16 protein-coding genes are annotated in these 14,531 nt (G+C 64.3%); 11 read left to right on the top strand and 5 right to left on the bottom strand.

The features are described from left to right. Positions 1 to 103 precede the first annotated feature (103 nt). Genes ACXJMY_RS23165 through ACXJMY_RS23150 form a run of 4 tightly spaced genes read right to left on the bottom strand, consistent with a single transcriptional unit; the run spans position 104 to position 3,763 of the window. Positions 104 to 640, bottom strand: coding sequence for a VOC family protein (locus tag ACXJMY_RS23165; RefSeq protein ID WP_456621664.1), 537 nt, complete (start codon positions 638 to 640; stop codon positions 104 to 106). Positions 641 to 680: 40 nt separating this feature from the next. Continuing rightward, complete coding sequence (locus tag ACXJMY_RS23160) at positions 681 to 1,649, bottom strand: Bug family tripartite tricarboxylate transporter substrate binding protein (protein ID WP_456621663.1); 969 nt, start codon at positions 1,647 to 1,649, stop codon at positions 681 to 683. Between the two features lie 11 nt (positions 1,650 to 1,660). After that, positions 1,661 to 2,554: an MBL fold metallo-hydrolase gene (locus ACXJMY_RS23155; protein ID WP_456621662.1), complete on the bottom strand. Its 894-nt coding sequence runs from the start codon at positions 2,552 to 2,554 to the stop codon at positions 1,661 to 1,663. Between the two features lie 3 nt (positions 2,555 to 2,557). After that, on the bottom strand, positions 2,558 to 3,763 hold the full coding sequence (locus ACXJMY_RS23150) for an ABC transporter substrate-binding protein (RefSeq protein ID WP_456621661.1): 1,206 nt from the start codon (positions 3,761 to 3,763) through the stop codon (positions 2,558 to 2,560). A gap of 167 nt (positions 3,764 to 3,930) precedes the next feature. Between ACXJMY_RS23150 and ACXJMY_RS23145 the strand changes: the two genes are divergently transcribed. From ACXJMY_RS23145 to ACXJMY_RS23110, 8 genes are all read left to right on the top strand, one after another. Next, entirely contained in the window at positions 3,931 to 4,632 is a 702-nt protein-coding gene (locus ACXJMY_RS23145) for a TetR/AcrR family transcriptional regulator (protein ID WP_456621660.1), read from the top strand. After that, a complete protein-coding gene (locus tag ACXJMY_RS23140) occupies positions 4,610 to 5,161 on the top strand; it encodes a carboxymuconolactone decarboxylase family protein (protein ID WP_456621659.1) in 552 nt (183 codons plus the stop codon). Before ACXJMY_RS23145 ends, ACXJMY_RS23140 begins: the two co-directional genes overlap by 23 nt. Before the next feature lie 9 nt (positions 5,162 to 5,170). Then, positions 5,171 to 6,019, top strand: coding sequence for an SDR family NAD(P)-dependent oxidoreductase (locus ACXJMY_RS23135; protein ID WP_456621658.1), 849 nt, complete (start codon positions 5,171 to 5,173; stop codon positions 6,017 to 6,019). A 571-nt stretch (positions 6,020 to 6,590) separates the two neighbouring features. Further along, positions 6,591 to 7,433, top strand: a complete 843-nt coding sequence (locus tag ACXJMY_RS23130) for a shikimate dehydrogenase (protein ID WP_456621657.1) — start codon at positions 6,591 to 6,593, stop codon at positions 7,431 to 7,433. 22 nt (positions 7,434 to 7,455) lie between these two features. After that, positions 7,456 to 8,301, top strand: coding sequence for an amidohydrolase family protein (locus ACXJMY_RS23125; protein WP_456621656.1), 846 nt, complete (start codon positions 7,456 to 7,458; stop codon positions 8,299 to 8,301). Positions 8,302 to 8,330: 29 nt separating this feature from the next. Next, positions 8,331 to 9,479: an ABC transporter substrate-binding protein gene (locus tag ACXJMY_RS23120; protein ID WP_456621655.1), complete on the top strand. Its 1,149-nt coding sequence runs from the start codon at positions 8,331 to 8,333 to the stop codon at positions 9,477 to 9,479. Positions 9,480 to 9,718: 239 nt separating this feature from the next. Further along, the gene (locus ACXJMY_RS23115; RefSeq protein WP_456621654.1) at positions 9,719 to 10,303 is read left to right on the top strand and encodes a HutD/Ves family protein; all 585 of its coding nucleotides are present in this window, start codon (positions 9,719 to 9,721) and stop codon (positions 10,301 to 10,303) included. 109 nt (positions 10,304 to 10,412) lie between these two features. Next, positions 10,413 to 11,606: an adenylate/guanylate cyclase domain-containing protein gene (locus ACXJMY_RS23110; protein WP_456621653.1), complete on the top strand. Its 1,194-nt coding sequence runs from the start codon at positions 10,413 to 10,415 to the stop codon at positions 11,604 to 11,606. A gap of 23 nt (positions 11,607 to 11,629) precedes the next feature. On the opposite strand, the gene ACXJMY_RS23105 is transcribed toward ACXJMY_RS23110, so the two are convergent. Beyond that, entirely contained in the window at positions 11,630 to 12,526 is an 897-nt protein-coding gene (locus ACXJMY_RS23105) for a LysR substrate-binding domain-containing protein (protein ID WP_456621652.1), read from the bottom strand. Positions 12,527 to 12,672: 146 nt separating this feature from the next. Between ACXJMY_RS23105 and ACXJMY_RS23100 the strand changes: the two genes are divergently transcribed. From ACXJMY_RS23100 to ACXJMY_RS23090, 3 genes are all read left to right on the top strand, one after another. Next, positions 12,673 to 13,344: a hypothetical protein gene (locus tag ACXJMY_RS23100; RefSeq protein WP_456621651.1), complete on the top strand. Its 672-nt coding sequence runs from the start codon at positions 12,673 to 12,675 to the stop codon at positions 13,342 to 13,344. A 617-nt stretch (positions 13,345 to 13,961) separates the two neighbouring features. Then, positions 13,962 to 14,186 (top strand): hypothetical protein, encoded by a 225-nt coding sequence (locus ACXJMY_RS23095; RefSeq protein ID WP_456621650.1) that lies wholly within the window; start codon positions 13,962 to 13,964, stop codon positions 14,184 to 14,186. Position 14,187: 1 nt separating this feature from the next. After that, positions 14,188 to 14,400, top strand: a complete 213-nt coding sequence (locus ACXJMY_RS23090; protein WP_456621649.1) for a hypothetical protein — start codon at positions 14,188 to 14,190, stop codon at positions 14,398 to 14,400. The last annotated feature ends 131 nt before the right edge of the window (positions 14,401 to 14,531 follow it).

Here is a 14,531-nt window from a genome sequence, read left to right as displayed (position 1 = left end):
GCTGGCACGTGGATGGCCGGGACAAGTCCGGCCATGACGCTGCGGAAGCTTCAGCGCGCAGAACGCCCACCTCATATGCGGACGCCGTGGCCAGTGACCGGTCTTACGATTTCGCGCCGACCTCGCGGATCGGCCGCGTGCCGTCCCAGCTCGCTGCCGCCTGCCGGACGCGCTCGAAGAACGGGCCCTTGGTGCCGCTGATGTCGGAGATCTCGATCACTGTTCCCGGATGGGCCTGGGTGTCGAAATAGGCAAAGCGTCCCTTGTCGCCGCCGATCTGGCCCTCATGGCCGATCCTGTAGCCGAGCCCGATCGCCTTGTCGTAGAGCGCCTGGTAGTCGTGGCTCCAGTACGACATGTGCTGGAGGCCTTCACGGCCGGCATCGAGGAACTCCTTGTACATCGAGGGCGCGTCGGTGCGCTGCTGGATCAGCTCGATCTGGAGATCGCCGGAATTGGCCAGCGCAATGCTCATCTCGACGGCGGAGTCCTGGCCGCGATGGCGGAACCAGTCGGTCTTGACGCGGTCCATGTAGTACCAGGGGCCGACGCCCATCACGTCGATCCAGTGCTTCATCGCGGCGTGGATGTCCCGCACCACATATCCGTTCTGGCGCACCGCGCCGAAGATGCGGCTCATGCCCGCGCTCCCGTTGTCAGCTGTCTCACTCGACCTCGATTCACTTGACCTCGATGCCTGCGTCCTTGGCAACCTGCTTCCAGGCCGCGATGTCGCGCGCGTTGATGTCGCGCTGCTCCTCACCGGAGACGAATTGCGGCGTGATGCCGAGCGCCAGCAGCTTCGCCTTCACCTCGGCGTCGCCGAGCGCGTCCTTGAGCGCCGCCGACAGTTTTTGCGCGACCGGTCCGGCGAGGTCCGCGGGCGCATACATCGCCCAGGACAGGCTGCGGTCGAACGGCACGCCCTGCTCCTTGTAGCTTGCCACATCCGGCAGGCTCGGCGAGCGTTCGCCGCAGGCCGCCAGCGCCTTGATCGAGCCGTCCTTCACCAGCGGCGTCGCGGTCGCTACGTCGAGCGTCGCCAGCGAAATGTGGCCGCCGAGCAGGTCGCCGGCGAGTTTCGCGATGCCGTTGAACGGCACGTGCTCCATCTTGATGCCGGTCTGCTGCATCAGGATTTCCGCGCAGAACTGCCCGGTCGAGCCGATGCCCCAACTGCCGTACTGGATCGGTTCCCCCCTCTTGGCGAGCGCGATCAGGCCCTTGATGTCGTTGGCGGCAAAATCCTTGGTCGCCACCAGGATGATCGAGGAAACGCCGACGCGGCCGATGGTCGTAAAATCCTTGATCGAATCGTAGGGTAGCTTTGGATAGATCGCGGGTGCCAGCACATGCGTGGTCATGCCGCCGACGGTGATGGTGTAGCCGTCGTTCGGCGATGTCGCGACCATCTGCGTACCGAGCGTGCCGGCAGCACCCGTGTGGTTCTCGATATAGATGCTCTGTCCCAGCGACTTGCCCATCTTGTCCGCGAGCAGCCGGCCGACCACGTCGCCGCCGCCGCCGGCCGCGTAGGGCAGCAGCATCTTGATCTTGTGGGTGGGGTAGGCGGCAGGATCCTCGGCGCGTGCCGGCAACGCCGCCGACAACAATGCGAGCAATGACAGCGTGACGATGCGCAGCTTCATGATGGTTTCCCCTAATCCTCGAAACGAAATCTGTAGGCCTCGCCATGCCGGATCACGCGTCCCGCGGTCGGGGCGGGAAAGTGGCCGGTGAGCAGATAGCTCGGCGTGTCCGCGATCTCCTCCAGCAGCGCCATCCGTGTCGCGATTGCCGCGGCCGGATCGACATCGGCGGCATTCGACAGCCACGGCGCGGCGCACTGGATCGGATGATGGATGACGTCGCCCGACATCACCGCGTGGTCGTGGCCGCCGTTCAGATGGATCTGCATGTTGCCGGCGGTGTGCCCCGGCGCCGGCGCGAAGCGCAGGGCCGCGTCGCGGTCATCGAACAGGCGATGATCGGTCTCGACGAATTCGGCGAGGCCGGCCGCGACCACCGGCAGCACCGAATCCGCGAACGAGCCATGGTTCACCGGGCTCTTCGGCGATGCGTTGTGCGCGGCCTCGAAGTGGCGGTATTCGGCGCGTCCCATCAGATAGCGCGCGTTGGGAAAGGTCGGGACCCAGCGGCCGTCGATCAGGCGCGTGTTCCAGCCGACGTGGTCGACATGCAGATGCGTGCACATCACGAAGTCGACCTGCTCGGGCGCGACGCCCAGCGCCCGCATGTTGTCGAGATAGGGCTGGTTGAGATCGTTCCACACCGGCACGCGCGGTCGATGCTTGTGATTGCCGCAGCAGGTGTCGACGATGGCGGTCCAGTGCGGCGTGCGCACGAGATAGGAGTGGTGGCTCAGGATGAAGCGGCCGGTCTCCGGCTCGATATAGCGATGATCGAGCCAGCTCCGGTTCTCCGCGATCACCGCGTCGGTGACGTTGGCGAACAGCCAGGTCTTGTCGAAGGCGAGCGCGGCGATCTCGCTGACGAGATCGACCCGCATGCTGCCGATCCGCAACCCCCGCATCGCTCAGTTCTTCAGGAGGTCGCCGAACGGCACCCAGCGCGTGCCGTCGAAGCGGATGAGCTGGAGGCTCGTCATCGGCGTGTAATGCTCAGGGGAATTGTTCACCGCGGTGCCGTTGATCAGCATCGGCAGGCGCACGTCCTTCATGGTCGTCGCCTGCTTCATCACGTTGGCGCGGGTGAGGTCGTTTCCGGATGCCTTCAGCACCGTGACCAGCGTCTGCGCGATGGTGTAGCCGTAGACGTTGAGCCAGTCGCTCTTGTTGGCCTCGGGCAGATACTTGTCCATGAAGGCGACCCATTCCTTGTAGCCGGCATCGTCCTTCGAGGCCGGATCGGTCGCGTCCTTCAAATACTGGCTGGAGATGATTCCGGTGGAATTGTCCTTGCCGGCCGGCTCCAGCACGCCGCTGATCGAGGCCGAGACGTTGGAAATGATCGTCACAGGCTTCCAGCCGATCTCGCCGATCTTGCGGATGGCCTGTGCGGCAAATTTCGGCGTCGCCGCCACCAGCACCACATCGGCGCCGGCGGTCTTCAGTTGGAGCATCTGCGTGTCCACGGTCGGCGCCGTGGTCTCGTAGGCCGCGCGTGCGACGATGGCTTCACCGCTGCCGAGGCCTTCCTCCAGGGCCTTCAGATAGTCCTTGCCGAGATCGTCGTTCTGGTAGAGCACGCCGATCTTCGCATTGGCATGGCTCGCCTTGATGTATTTGGCATAGGCGATCGCCTCGTCGCGATAGGTCGGCTGCCAGCCGACGGTCCAGGGAAAATTCTTCGGATCGTCCCACTTCGCCGCGCCCGAGCCCAAAAAGAGCTGCGGCACCTTGCGGTCGTTGAGATATTTGTGCACGGCGCTGTTGGTGGGCGTGCCGACGCCGCCGAAGATCAACAGGACTTCCTCGCTCTCGACCAGCCGCCGCGTCTGCTCCACCGTCTTCGGCGGGCTGTAGGCATCGTCGGCGATGATCATCTGGATGCGGCGGCCGTTGACGCCGCCGTCGTCGTTGACCTTGCGGAAATAGGCTTCCGCCGATTTCGCGATCTGCGCAAAGGCCGAGACCGGGCCGCTCAGCGGCGCGGTGGTGCCGATCTTGATGGTCTTGTCGTCGGCGCCGGGATCGTATTTTGTGTTTTGGGCTTGAACTGTGCTTGCTGCGAGCATCGGCAGCAGGATGCAGGCCGCGCGAAGGCGGGCGAAGCGCGCCATGACGTCGTCTCCCCAAAATTGCTCTCCGCCTCTCATTGGAGCGGAGTTGAAACGCGAGAACAGCGCCCGAAGCGGACTTGCGGGCCGCGATCGTTGCCGCCAGACTGGCGAAACGAACGATCGTTCGTACGGTTGACTAGCGAACGATCGTTCGTTAGTCAAGCCGCATGGCTGTCCACACCTCCAGCGCGGCAGAAGCGGCTGCGCCCACGACCCGCGAGCGCATCCTCTCCGAGGCGCTCAACCTGTTTGCGCAGAGCGGCTATGGCGGCGCCTCGATGCGCGAGCTGGCGCGCCGTGTCGGCATCCGCGAGAGCAGCCTCTACAATCACTTCCCCGGCAAGGCCGCGATCCTCGAAGCGATCGTTGCCGAGCACGGCCCGGCCAGCTCGGCGAGCCGGCTGGAGGAGCCGCGCTACAAGCAGCTGGCGCGCCAGCCCGCCGCGTTCTGCCGGCAGTTTGCGTTGGACTTGGTCGAGCAATGGTCCGATCCGCGCGAGCACCAGTTCCAGAAGGTCATCACCGCCGAGCGCAACCGCGTGCCCGGCATTCGCGCCAAATTCGCCGATCATTTTTACGCGCGCGAGCAGAGCATGATGACGGATTACTTCCGCGGCTTTGCGCTCGCTGGCCTCGTCTCGACGCCGGATCCGCGCGAGACCGCGCGGCTGTTCGCCGCCGGCCTCATTTACATCCGCCTCGAGCATTACGTGATGGGCGCGACGCCGTCGCCGCGGCCGAAGGTGATCGAGGCGATCGATCGCTACCTCGCTTTCTTCCTGTCGCTGATCGCGGCGGATGGCGGGACAAACGACAACAAGAAACGAAAACCCAAGGGAGAGACGCGTGGCAAGGCTGCCCCTGATTGATCCGGAGACGACGAGCGGCGACATCCGCGCCTCGTTCGACCGCATGCCGGTCAAGCTCAACATCTTTCGCATGATGGCCCATGCCGAGGCCAACATGATCCCGGCGATGCGGCTCGGCAATTCCATCCTGCACAAGCAGAAGCTCTCGGCCGTCAACCGCGAGCTTCTGATCCTCCAGGCCGCGCAGCTCGAAGGCGGCGCCTATGAATGGCGCCAGCACGTTCCGATCGCGCTCGGCGTCGGCTGCACGCAAGCGCAGATCGATGCGGTGGAACGCAGTGACTACGATGCCGCCGGCTTAAGCGATGCCGAGCGCGCGTTGCTCAAGTTCGGCCGCGAAATCGTCGAGAACGTCCGCGTTGCGGAGGCCACCTTCACCGCCATGCGTCGCCACTTCAGCGACCAGGAGGTCGTGGAATCCATCGTCGCGCTCGGCTTCTACATGATGATGGCGCGCCTCACCGAGGCGACCGAGACCGACCTCGATCCCGCGGCCGGCATGAAGGTCTATGACGGCGGCAAGACGTAGGCGAGCAAAATGGCTGAGAATTCCGAGACCAAGCCGGACCGCTACGTTCGTCCCCCCAGCCTTGAATCGCTGGGCGAAGCCCCGGGCAGGGGACGCCTGAAAGGGCGCCGCATCCTGATCGTCGGTGGTGGCCAGCGCGTGTTCGACGCCGCCACCGACCCGATCGGCAATGGCCGCGCCATGAGCATCCTTTGCGCACGCGAGGGCGCGAAGGTTGCGGTGGCCGATCTCAACCGCACCTCCGCCGAGCAGACGGTGAAGCGCATCACCGACGAAGGCGGCGAGGCTTTTGCCATCGCGGCGGACGTCACGAGCGAAGCAGACGTCGTCCGCATGGTCGACGAAGCGCACCGCGCGATGGGCGGGCTCGACGGCATGGTTTTGAACATCGGCACCTTCGGCCAAGTTGGCCTCGATGCCGTCAGTCCCGAGGAGTGGAACAGGATCTACGACGTCAACGTCCGCGGCCCGATGCTGTGCTGCCGCGCAGCGATGCCGAAGTTCGACAATGGCGGCGCCATCGTCTTCATTTCCTCGATCGCTGCGCTGAAGGCCGGTTCGCAGATGGCGGTGTATGATTCCTCCAAGGCCGCGCTCGGCGGCCTGATGCGCAACATCGCCCATCTCGGATCGCGCCGCGGCATCCGCGCCAATCTGGTCTATCCCGGCCTCGTCGACACCCCGAACGGCCGCGAGGCCGGCGCCGGCCGGCCCTCGCGCGGCAAGGGCCACGTCCCCTTCGGCCGCCAGGCGACAGCCTGGGAGATCGCCTACGCCGTGCTGTTCTTCCTGTCGGACGAAAGTGTCTACGTCACCGCGCAGACGCTGGCGGTGGATAGCGGCCTGAGCGGGATGTAGGTCCCGATCCGTAGCCCGGATGGAGCGTAGCGTAATCCGGGATCGCGATCTCAACGCGCGAACTGCCCCGGATTTTGCTGCGCTCCATCCGGGCCACAGCCGCTCGGGGCCCATCCTTCGAGGCGCGCAAGAGCGCACCTCAGGATGACGTCGCGCTTGTGGATACGCAAATATCGTAGCGGGCGGGGATATGCAGGTGCTGCTTGCCCGGATTCGCTGAGCTCCATCCGGCTACGACCCCGACGAGTGCTTGGAAGCGACATCTCCCCAACGTCGTCCTGGCGAAGGCCAGGACCCATAACCACCGTCGGATGTGGTTACGCGGGGCCGCAGTTACCACTTCGCGCCACAACCTCTCCCTGGGGTAATGGGTCCTGGCCTTCGCCAGGACGACGACGGAAATTTGGGGCGCCGGCGTGATTTGAGGCCGCCAATCGGGCGCCCGATTCCGGTCTGCAGAGGTCCCCAGATTCAGATTGCACGCGCTAGCCATTCCCTCTAATTGTCTTGGACAAATGACCAAATAAAATGGTCGCGTGCCGAAGGGCGCGGTCGAGGATGGAAGCGCAGCATGTCGCAGGCGGACGGATTTGGTTTAGCGGGCATCATCGGGCTCCCGGTCGCGCATTCGCGCTCGCCGGTGATCCATAATTACTGGCTGAAGGCGCACGGCATCCGCGGCACCTATGTGCCGCTCGCCGTCAAGCCGGAACGGCTCGAGGACGCGCTCGACGGGCTGATCGCGCTCGGGTTCCGCGGCTGCAACGTCACCATGCCGCACAAGCAGACGGCGATGCCGCTGCTCGACCATGTCAACGAGACCGCAAAGCGCATCGGCGCCGTCAACACCATCGTCGTCGAAGCCGACGGCACGCTCTCGGGCTTCAACAATGACGGCAACGGCTTCGTGCAGAGCCTGCGCGATGCCAAGGCCGACTGGCGCGGCGATGCGGGGCCGATCCTGCTGCTGGGCGCAGGCGGCGCCTCGCGCGCGGTGGTCGTGGCGCTGCTCGAAAACGGCGCCCGCGAGATCCGCATCGCCAATCGCACGGCCGAGAAAGCGCAGGCGATCGCAAAGGAATTCGGCTCCGTCGTCAGCACCGTTGCCTGGGACGATCGCGGCGCCGCGCTCGCGGATGTCGCGCTGCTCGTCAACTGCACCGATCGCGGCATGGTCGGCAAGAGCGCGCTCGACATCGACCTCTCGCGCTTGAAGTCCACCACGCTCACCGCCGATCTGATCTATACGCCGCTGGAGACGCCGTTCCTGGCCGAGGCCCGCGCACGGGGCTGCGTGACCGTGAACGGGCTCGGCCTCTTGCTCAACCAGGCCCGGCTCGCCTTCAAGGCCTGGTTCGGAATCATGCCGGACGTGACGCCTGAGCTGATCAAGGCCATCGAGGCGACGTTCTGACGCGCGAGGGGAGTTTTACGCCATGACCTTGCCGGCGTGCCCCAAAATCGATTGCCACATCCATGCCATCGACCCGGTCCGTTTTCCCTATGGTCCCGACACGCCGTACCGGCCGAGCGGTCAGGAGATCGCACCCGCAGCGCAGCTGATCCGGGTGTTCGACGCCTTCGATGTCCGCCACGCGCTCGTGGTCGCGACCAACACCGGCTATGGCAGCGACAGCCGCATCCTGCTCGACACGCTGAAGCAGGGCGGCGGCCGCTTCAGGGGTGTCGCAGTGGTCGAGAACGACGTCGACACTGACGAGCTCGAACGCTTGAAGGCGGCCGGCGTGGTCGGCGTCGCCTTCAATGTGCCGTTCCACGGCGCCGATTATTATCGCGATACGGCTCCGCTGCTGGAGAAGCTGACCAGCCTCGGCCTGTTCCTGCAAATCCAGGTCGAGAACGATCAGCTCATTCCGCTCTTGCCGCTTATCGAAAAATCACCCGTGCGTCTGGTGTTCGATCATTGCGGGCGGCCGTCGGTCGCGCAGGGATTGCAGGGCAAAGCTTTCCAGGCGCTGCTGGCGATCGGCCGCGAGCGCGACGCCCACATAAAACTGTCCGGCTATTACAAGTTCTCGCAGCAGCCGCATCCTTACGAAGACACCTGGCCGTTCATCGCCGCGCTGGTCGAAGCCTTTTCGCTCGATCGCTGCGTCTGGGGCTCGGACTATCCGTTCCTGCGCGCGCCCGAACGGCTCGATTACGGGCCGCTGCTCGCGCTGCTGCCCCGGCTGTTTCCAAACGCCGACGATCAGCATCGCCTGCTATGGCGAACGCCGGCAAGACTGCTCGGCTTCGACGGCGCTGCGGAACAATCATAACAACGAAAGCAAAGGGGAGGGAGAACGTCATGAAGCATCTTGCAGGGGCGATCATCGCCGTCGCGGCATCGCTATGGGCGGGCGCCACGCAGGCGCAGACCGTCTACATTCCCGACGTCGTCGAGCTGTCCGGACCCGGTGCGGTGTCCGGCACCAACTGGCGCGACGGCGTCGCGCTTGCCGTCGATGAGATCAACAATGCCGGCGGCATTCTGGGTCGGAAAATCCAGAGCGAGCATCTCGACACCCAGAGCAATCCCGGCGTCTCGCGCGCGCAGGTGCAGAAGATCCTGGACAAGGATCCCTATGTCGTGCTCGGGCCGATCTATTCCGGCTCGGTCAAGGTCAACATGGCGCTGACGCAGGCGGCCGAGATCCCGCAGATCGTCGGCGCGGAAGCCGCCGACATCACCACGCAGGGCAATCCGTGGGTGTTCCGCACCGCTTTCGGCCAGCAATTCTCGATGCCCAAGATCGCCAATTACCTGCACGACAAGCTCAAGGTGAAGACGGTTGCGTTGGTCTGGGTCAACAATGATTTCGGCAAGGGCGGCCACGACAATTTTCTGAAAGAGATGAAGGCGCGCAACATCGAGATCGCCGCCGATATCTCCACCGAGCAGGGCCAGGTCGATTTCGGCTCTGACGTCATCAAGCTCAAGAGCGCCAAGGCCGACGCCGTCTTCGTCTACACCAACGAGGAGGAGAGCGCGCGCTTCCTGATCGAGGCGAAGCGGCAGGGACTGTCGACGCCGCTGTTCGGCGAGACCACGCTGCTGAGCCAGAAGGTGGTCGAGCTCGCCGGCCCGGCGGCGAACGGCGTGCGCGGCCATGTCGGCCTGAGCGCCGATGCGCCGGTGCCGGCGATCGAGGATTTTGCCAGGAAGTTCAGCGAGCGCTACAAGTACCGGCCCGACCACAACGGCATCAAGGGTTACACCGCCGTCTATCTCGTCAAATACGTCACTGAAAAGATCGGCAAGTTCGACAGCAAGGCGTTCGGTGCTGCGATGAAGGGCCTGACGCTAACGCCCGACAAGGCCCCAGGCATGCTGATGGAAGCCAGCTGGGACCAGAACGGCGACATCGACCGCGCCAGCTTCCTGGCCGAGATCGTCGACGGCAAGCAGAAGATCGTCGAGACCCTGCCGAAGCTGAAGGGCGGCAAGGGGGAGTGAGGGCGCATAACCCGGATGGTGCGACACTTTCCAACGTCGTCCTGGCGAAAGCCAGGACCCATAATCACCGTCCAATATTGTTGGAAGACGGTGTGGCTGCCGCTCGCTTCGACAACGAACATTTGGGGTAATGGGTCCTGGCTTTCGCCAGGACGACGACGCGATTTGAGGCTCGGGGATCGCAAGCCTTCGTTCATTGTGATATCGGTCTGCTCGCCTTTCCCGACGGTCTCCAAGACATGAAAACCACGCTGCTGACATCCGAGAACTACACCCGGTCGCCCTGGAAGAACGGCGGCGGCGTCTTCACCGATATCGCGGATGCCCATCGTGCCGGTTCCCCGGTGAAGGATTGGGACAGCCTGCTCTGGCGCTTCGCCGCGACGCCGATCGTGGCGCCCGGCCCCTTCTCTTACATGCCGGGCATCGACCGCTTGCAGATGGTCATCGCTGGGCGCGGGCTGGTGCTGAAGGCACCGGGACAGGAATTCGACGAGCGCGAGCCGTTCACGACCGTGCGCTTCACCGGCGAACTCGACATCGTGACCGAGCTCGAGGCCGGCCCCGTCGAGGTCGTGAACCTGATGGCCCGGCGCGGTGCGGCGGAGATCGAGCTTCTGGCGCTCAGGGAACCCGGCGATCGGCCATTATTTGCCGGCACGCATCTCGTTTACGCGGTTTCCGGCAATTGCAGCATTCGCCTCAATAGCGAGGAGTTTGTCATCCCCGACGGCAGCACGCTGAAGGTCGAGCTGACCGAGGCGTCCAGGCTCGCACTCGTCTCGGGGCTGGCGGTGCTGGGATCAATCCGGCTCGCCGGCTAGACGGCAATCGCCGAGCCGATGCGCACAATCCGGGCAACTGGCCAGGTTGACGCGGCCCGGCCTGCGCACGATATCTCCTCCTGTGCAGACCGCCGCGAAGGGGCAGGATATGAACGCGCCAGACAAAAATCCCCCCACGACGCTGTCCGACGGCGTCGTCGACTGGCTGACCAACGGCACGCGCGACGAGCGCTTCATCGACAACATCTTTGCGCAGATGTGTCTCCGCCTTCAGCAGGCCGGCATTCCGCTGAAGCGGTCGACGCTTCATGTCCTGATCCATCATCCGCAATGGCTGGGGGCCCGCTTCATGTGGTCCGACGGCATGCGCGAGGCCGAGATCGCGCGGGTCGATTATGACGTGCGCGAGCGCTCCGAATTCATCGGCAGTCCCGCCAACGAAATGTTCGAGGGTGCGACCGAAGTGCGCGAGAATCTCGAGCGCGATCCGGCGCTCGGCCGCAAGCATGCCCTCTATGACGAGATGCGGACGAAGGGCCTGACCGACTATGTGGCGTGGCCGCTCTATCACACCCTCGGCAAGCGTCATCTCGTCACCTTCGCGACCGACCGTCCCGGCGGTTTCGACGAGGCACATATCGCCGCGCTGAAGAAGCTGTTGCCGGTGCTGGCGCTGGTCAGCGAAATCCGCATCAAGAACCGTCTGGCGCGAACGCTGCTCGAGACCTATGTCGGCGCTCACGCCGGCGAGCTCATCCTGGCCGGCGCCACCAGGCGCGGCACCGGCACCACGGTGCGCGCCGCGATCATGATCTGCGATCTGCGCGATTTCACCAAAATCTCCGACAATTGGCCGCGCGACGACGTCATCGATCTCCTCAACGACTATTTCGACGCGATGTCGGAGCCGATCGCGCGCCACGGCGGCGAGATCCTGAAATTCATCGGCGACGGCCTGCTCGCGATCTTTCCGCTCAGCGCGCCCAACGCCTGCGCCAACCTGCTGCACGCCGTGACCGAGGCCCGTCAGGCCATGGCCGCCCTGAACGACAGGAACCGCGCGACCAGCCGCGCGCCGCTGAACTACGGCATCGGCGTTCATGTCGGCGACGTCATGTACGGCAATATCGGGTCGAGCACCCGGCTCGACTTCACGGTGATCGGTCCCGCCGTCAACATGGCCTCGCGTCTCGAAGCCCTCACCAAGCAATTGGGACGACCCGTGCTGCTGTCGCGTGCGTTCGCCGAGCTGGTCGAGCGGGAGTTCGAGCTGGAGCGGTTGGGCGAATACGAGGTGCGGGGATTTAGCGAGGCGATCGAGCTGTTCGCGTATCCCGGCTGAGGGCGGTCCTCCCGGTTTCCGGTTCAGGCCTGGGCCGCCGCCCCGGCCAGCTTGCCGGCCTTGGAGAGAAGCAGCTTCAGGATCGGAGATTTGTTCGCCTTGTGGTAGGCGATGACGAGGTCGAGCGTGGGCACGTCTCCCTTCACCGGCCGCGTGGTGATCGACTCCGGCAGATAGCGCTTCGTGTAGGCCGGCAACAACATGACCGCCCGCGTCGATGTGATCATCGATATCGCGTGCACGACATTGTGCACCTCCCGTTCGGGCTTGAGATCGATGCCTGCCCGGTTGAGATATTCCAGAACGGCGTGTCGCGCCGCGGGTGCCGATTTGGACGGAAGATAGAAATTTTCGTCGATGATCTCGTGCGGTGCGACGGCGGCTTGCGATGCCAGCCGATGGTCGCTTGGAAAAACGAAGACCAGAGGGTCCGTGCGCACGCGCGTGCAGGCGAGGTCTCCCATGTTCTCTTCCGGTCGCATGAAGGCCGCATCGAGCTTGCGCCTCATCAGGGCCTTGGCGAGCACAGGTGAGTAATCACTCGACAGGCGGATGTCGATGTCGGGAAAAGCCTCCCGAAGCACGCGGCTCGCCTCGGGCAGCAGGTCGATTTCCGCGCCCGATAGAAAGCCGAGAGCGAATGCCGGCCTGGCGGGTTGAGCCGCTCGCACCGCGGCCTCCTTTGCCGCTTCCGCCTGAAGCAGCGTCATTCGTGCATGTTCTAGAAAGGCTTTGCCGGCCGGCGTCAGCTCGACGCCTTGAGCGCCGCGATGCATCAGCTGAACCCCGATTTCCTGTTCGAGGTCGCGGATTTGCCGGCTGAGAGACGGCTGGGACGTGTGCAGCTTCTGCTCGGCGGCAACCGTCAGACTGCCGGCATCGGCCACGGCGACGAAGTAGCGGAGATGCCGGAGCTCCATGCCAGTCTCCCATGTCTTGCAGGCATGGGGCCAGCCTACAAAGTCTTTTCCAGCAAGACCAGCGGTCCGTATAGCACGCCTGCAGGGGCCTGCCTGACAGGCAGGGCACCATCGTTGCTTGTACGTGAACCGAACGGAGCCTGCCCATGTTCAAGGGCATTTGGGTATCGCTGTGCCTCGTTCTGGCGATGACAGGATGCGGCGGAGCGGCGGCGCAATCTCCCTCCAACCAGGCGAAGACAGACATGGAAACAGACGTCACGAAGATCAAGCAGGCGATGCTCGGAACCTGGGAGAGCATCGCGCCGGAGGTGCGGCCGAGCGCGAGCAAGAATGCCGACGGTACGCTCAAGCCGTTCTATCTCAAGCGTGCCTTCAGCTATTTGCCGTCGGATCGATTCGAGCTCGAGATCGTCAATTCAGCCGACGCCTATGGTGCCGTGCCGCTGGTGCGGATCAGGATCGGCGGGCACATGCTGTGGCGTGGTCCGCATCCGATTGCGCCGGCCGCCCAGAAGGTCGACTTCGTCGCCGATGAGACCTACGAGATAACGCCGCTTGCGCAAGGCTTCGCCGACATCCTCAACAAGGTCGCGTCCGCGGGATACGCCCCCTGGGCGGTCAATTCGACCCAGAGCATATTCGGAAAGGCCTTTGCTCCCTTTGGTCTCCAGGAAGCAACGAACTTTATGGAGTACGACCTCGTCTATCTCCGGGGCGACTTCTTGTTCTGGGGCGCGCGCAACATCGACGGTCGCGGCTTCGATACCGAGCAGAACCGCCCCACCAATCTGCAGATTCCGCTGGTGCGGAAGTAAAAGGCGTCCGTTCGACTGCGAGCGCGTGATCGGTCGATCCGTGTCTCTCCCGATACCATGACCGCGACACGTCAGGCGATGGCCACCCTGAACGAAAATCCTCATTGACCACATTCCTGTGCGTCGTGCAGCGGCCATTCGGAGCGCCGCTGTCGAGCGGGCGCCGATTGCGCAATCGCACGGTTGCCGCGGACGCCACCATGCGCGCGCCGCAAGTCGTGCGGATGGGGAATATCGGTCGCCTTGTCGAAAGATATCTCCGCGCAGGACTCCTATGTTGATTGCACTGGCGGCCATACGACTGGTGCCGCTCGATTTCGTCGAGGACGGTCAATGCGGCTGCCTCGATGTAACGGAAAAGGTGATCGACAACATCGGACGCGACCTCGAGAGGAGACACCAATGCCAAACTGTTCCGAAGATCTTCGCAGTCGAACCGGGCGCTGTGCCGTGTGCGACGGCAAGTTTGGCCTGGTCCGCTACTACTCCTGGCGGAAGCCCCTCTGCTCGAAAAAGTGCGTCGAACGTTGCACGGCGCGCCGGCAGGCCGACCGCGACTGGATGGGTCGATTCCCGATCGCTTTGGGCATGCTTCCCGAGAACCGCGCGAGGATCCTATGACGATGCAGATGTCACGACGAGGCAAGGAATATCTGGAGACGGCGCAGAGCCTGCTCCGCGCGGCCCGGACCATGACGGACGACGCGGTCGCGGCCCGGCTCGAGATGCTGGCCAATGACTATCAGCGGCGCGCCGCGAAGGCTTCGAGCGTCGATGCCGCCAGGGCATTGTCGCGTTCGGCCGTCAGAACGGAATACGACTGGTCGAAGGAGCTGTCGTGACATGATCAAGATCATTGCCGTGCTCTGCAGTCTCTCGTCTCCGGCAGACTGCCACGAGCAGATCGTCACGACCTCGGACTTCGCCGAAGTGACCATGCAATCCTGCCTGATGGGTGCGCCGCAGCTCGCCGAATGGATGGCGCAGCATCCGGCCGAGCGTCTCGCGGCGTGGCGCTGCACGATCGGCAGGCAGGAGGCGCGCAGGGGAGCGTAGGATGCGAGCGTAGGATGCGAGGTGTCGGGCGCCGGGCGCCCGCCATCGCGACGACGTCGGGTTGATCGTGATTGCGAATTGAGGCGGAAGCCATCGGCAAATCTTCGATCGGGAGCCCTGTTGCCAACGCT

Source organism: Bradyrhizobium sp. P5_C12, assembly GCF_054049735.1.
This window is presented reverse-complemented; position numbering and strand designations above follow the sequence as displayed.

What these genes read in the sequence shown, in the direction of transcription:
- ACXJMY_RS23165 (WP_456621664.1), bottom strand. Translation starts at nt 640, where the DNA reads ATGAGCCGCATCTTCGGCGCGGTGCGCCAGAACGGATATGTGGTGCGG.
- ACXJMY_RS23160 (WP_456621663.1), bottom strand. Translation starts at nt 1,649, where the DNA reads ATGAAGCTGCGCATCGTCACGCTGTCATTGCTCGCATTGTTGTCGGCG.
- ACXJMY_RS23155 (WP_456621662.1), bottom strand. Translation starts at nt 2,554, where the DNA reads ATGCGGGGGTTGCGGATCGGCAGCATGCGGGTCGATCTCGTCAGCGAG.
- ACXJMY_RS23150 (WP_456621661.1), bottom strand. Translation starts at nt 3,763, where the DNA reads ATGGCGCGCTTCGCCCGCCTTCGCGCGGCCTGCATCCTGCTGCCGATG.
- ACXJMY_RS23145 (WP_456621660.1), top strand. Translation starts at nt 3,931, where the DNA reads ATGGCTGTCCACACCTCCAGCGCGGCAGAAGCGGCTGCGCCCACGACC.
- ACXJMY_RS23135 (WP_456621658.1), top strand. Translation starts at nt 5,171, where the DNA reads ATGGCTGAGAATTCCGAGACCAAGCCGGACCGCTACGTTCGTCCCCCC.
- ACXJMY_RS23130 (WP_456621657.1), top strand. Translation starts at nt 6,591, where the DNA reads ATGTCGCAGGCGGACGGATTTGGTTTAGCGGGCATCATCGGGCTCCCG.
- ACXJMY_RS23125 (WP_456621656.1), top strand. Translation starts at nt 7,456, where the DNA reads ATGACCTTGCCGGCGTGCCCCAAAATCGATTGCCACATCCATGCCATC.
- ACXJMY_RS23120 (WP_456621655.1), top strand. Translation starts at nt 8,331, where the DNA reads ATGAAGCATCTTGCAGGGGCGATCATCGCCGTCGCGGCATCGCTATGG.
- ACXJMY_RS23115 (WP_456621654.1), top strand. Translation starts at nt 9,719, where the DNA reads ATGAAAACCACGCTGCTGACATCCGAGAACTACACCCGGTCGCCCTGG.
- ACXJMY_RS23110 (WP_456621653.1), top strand. Translation starts at nt 10,413, where the DNA reads ATGAACGCGCCAGACAAAAATCCCCCCACGACGCTGTCCGACGGCGTC.
- ACXJMY_RS23105 (WP_456621652.1), bottom strand. Translation starts at nt 12,526, where the DNA reads ATGGAGCTCCGGCATCTCCGCTACTTCGTCGCCGTGGCCGATGCCGGC.
- ACXJMY_RS23100 (WP_456621651.1), top strand. Translation starts at nt 12,673, where the DNA reads ATGTTCAAGGGCATTTGGGTATCGCTGTGCCTCGTTCTGGCGATGACA.
- ACXJMY_RS23095 (WP_456621650.1), top strand. Translation starts at nt 13,962, where the DNA reads ATGACGATGCAGATGTCACGACGAGGCAAGGAATATCTGGAGACGGCG.
- ACXJMY_RS23090 (WP_456621649.1), top strand. Translation starts at nt 14,188, where the DNA reads ATGATCAAGATCATTGCCGTGCTCTGCAGTCTCTCGTCTCCGGCAGAC.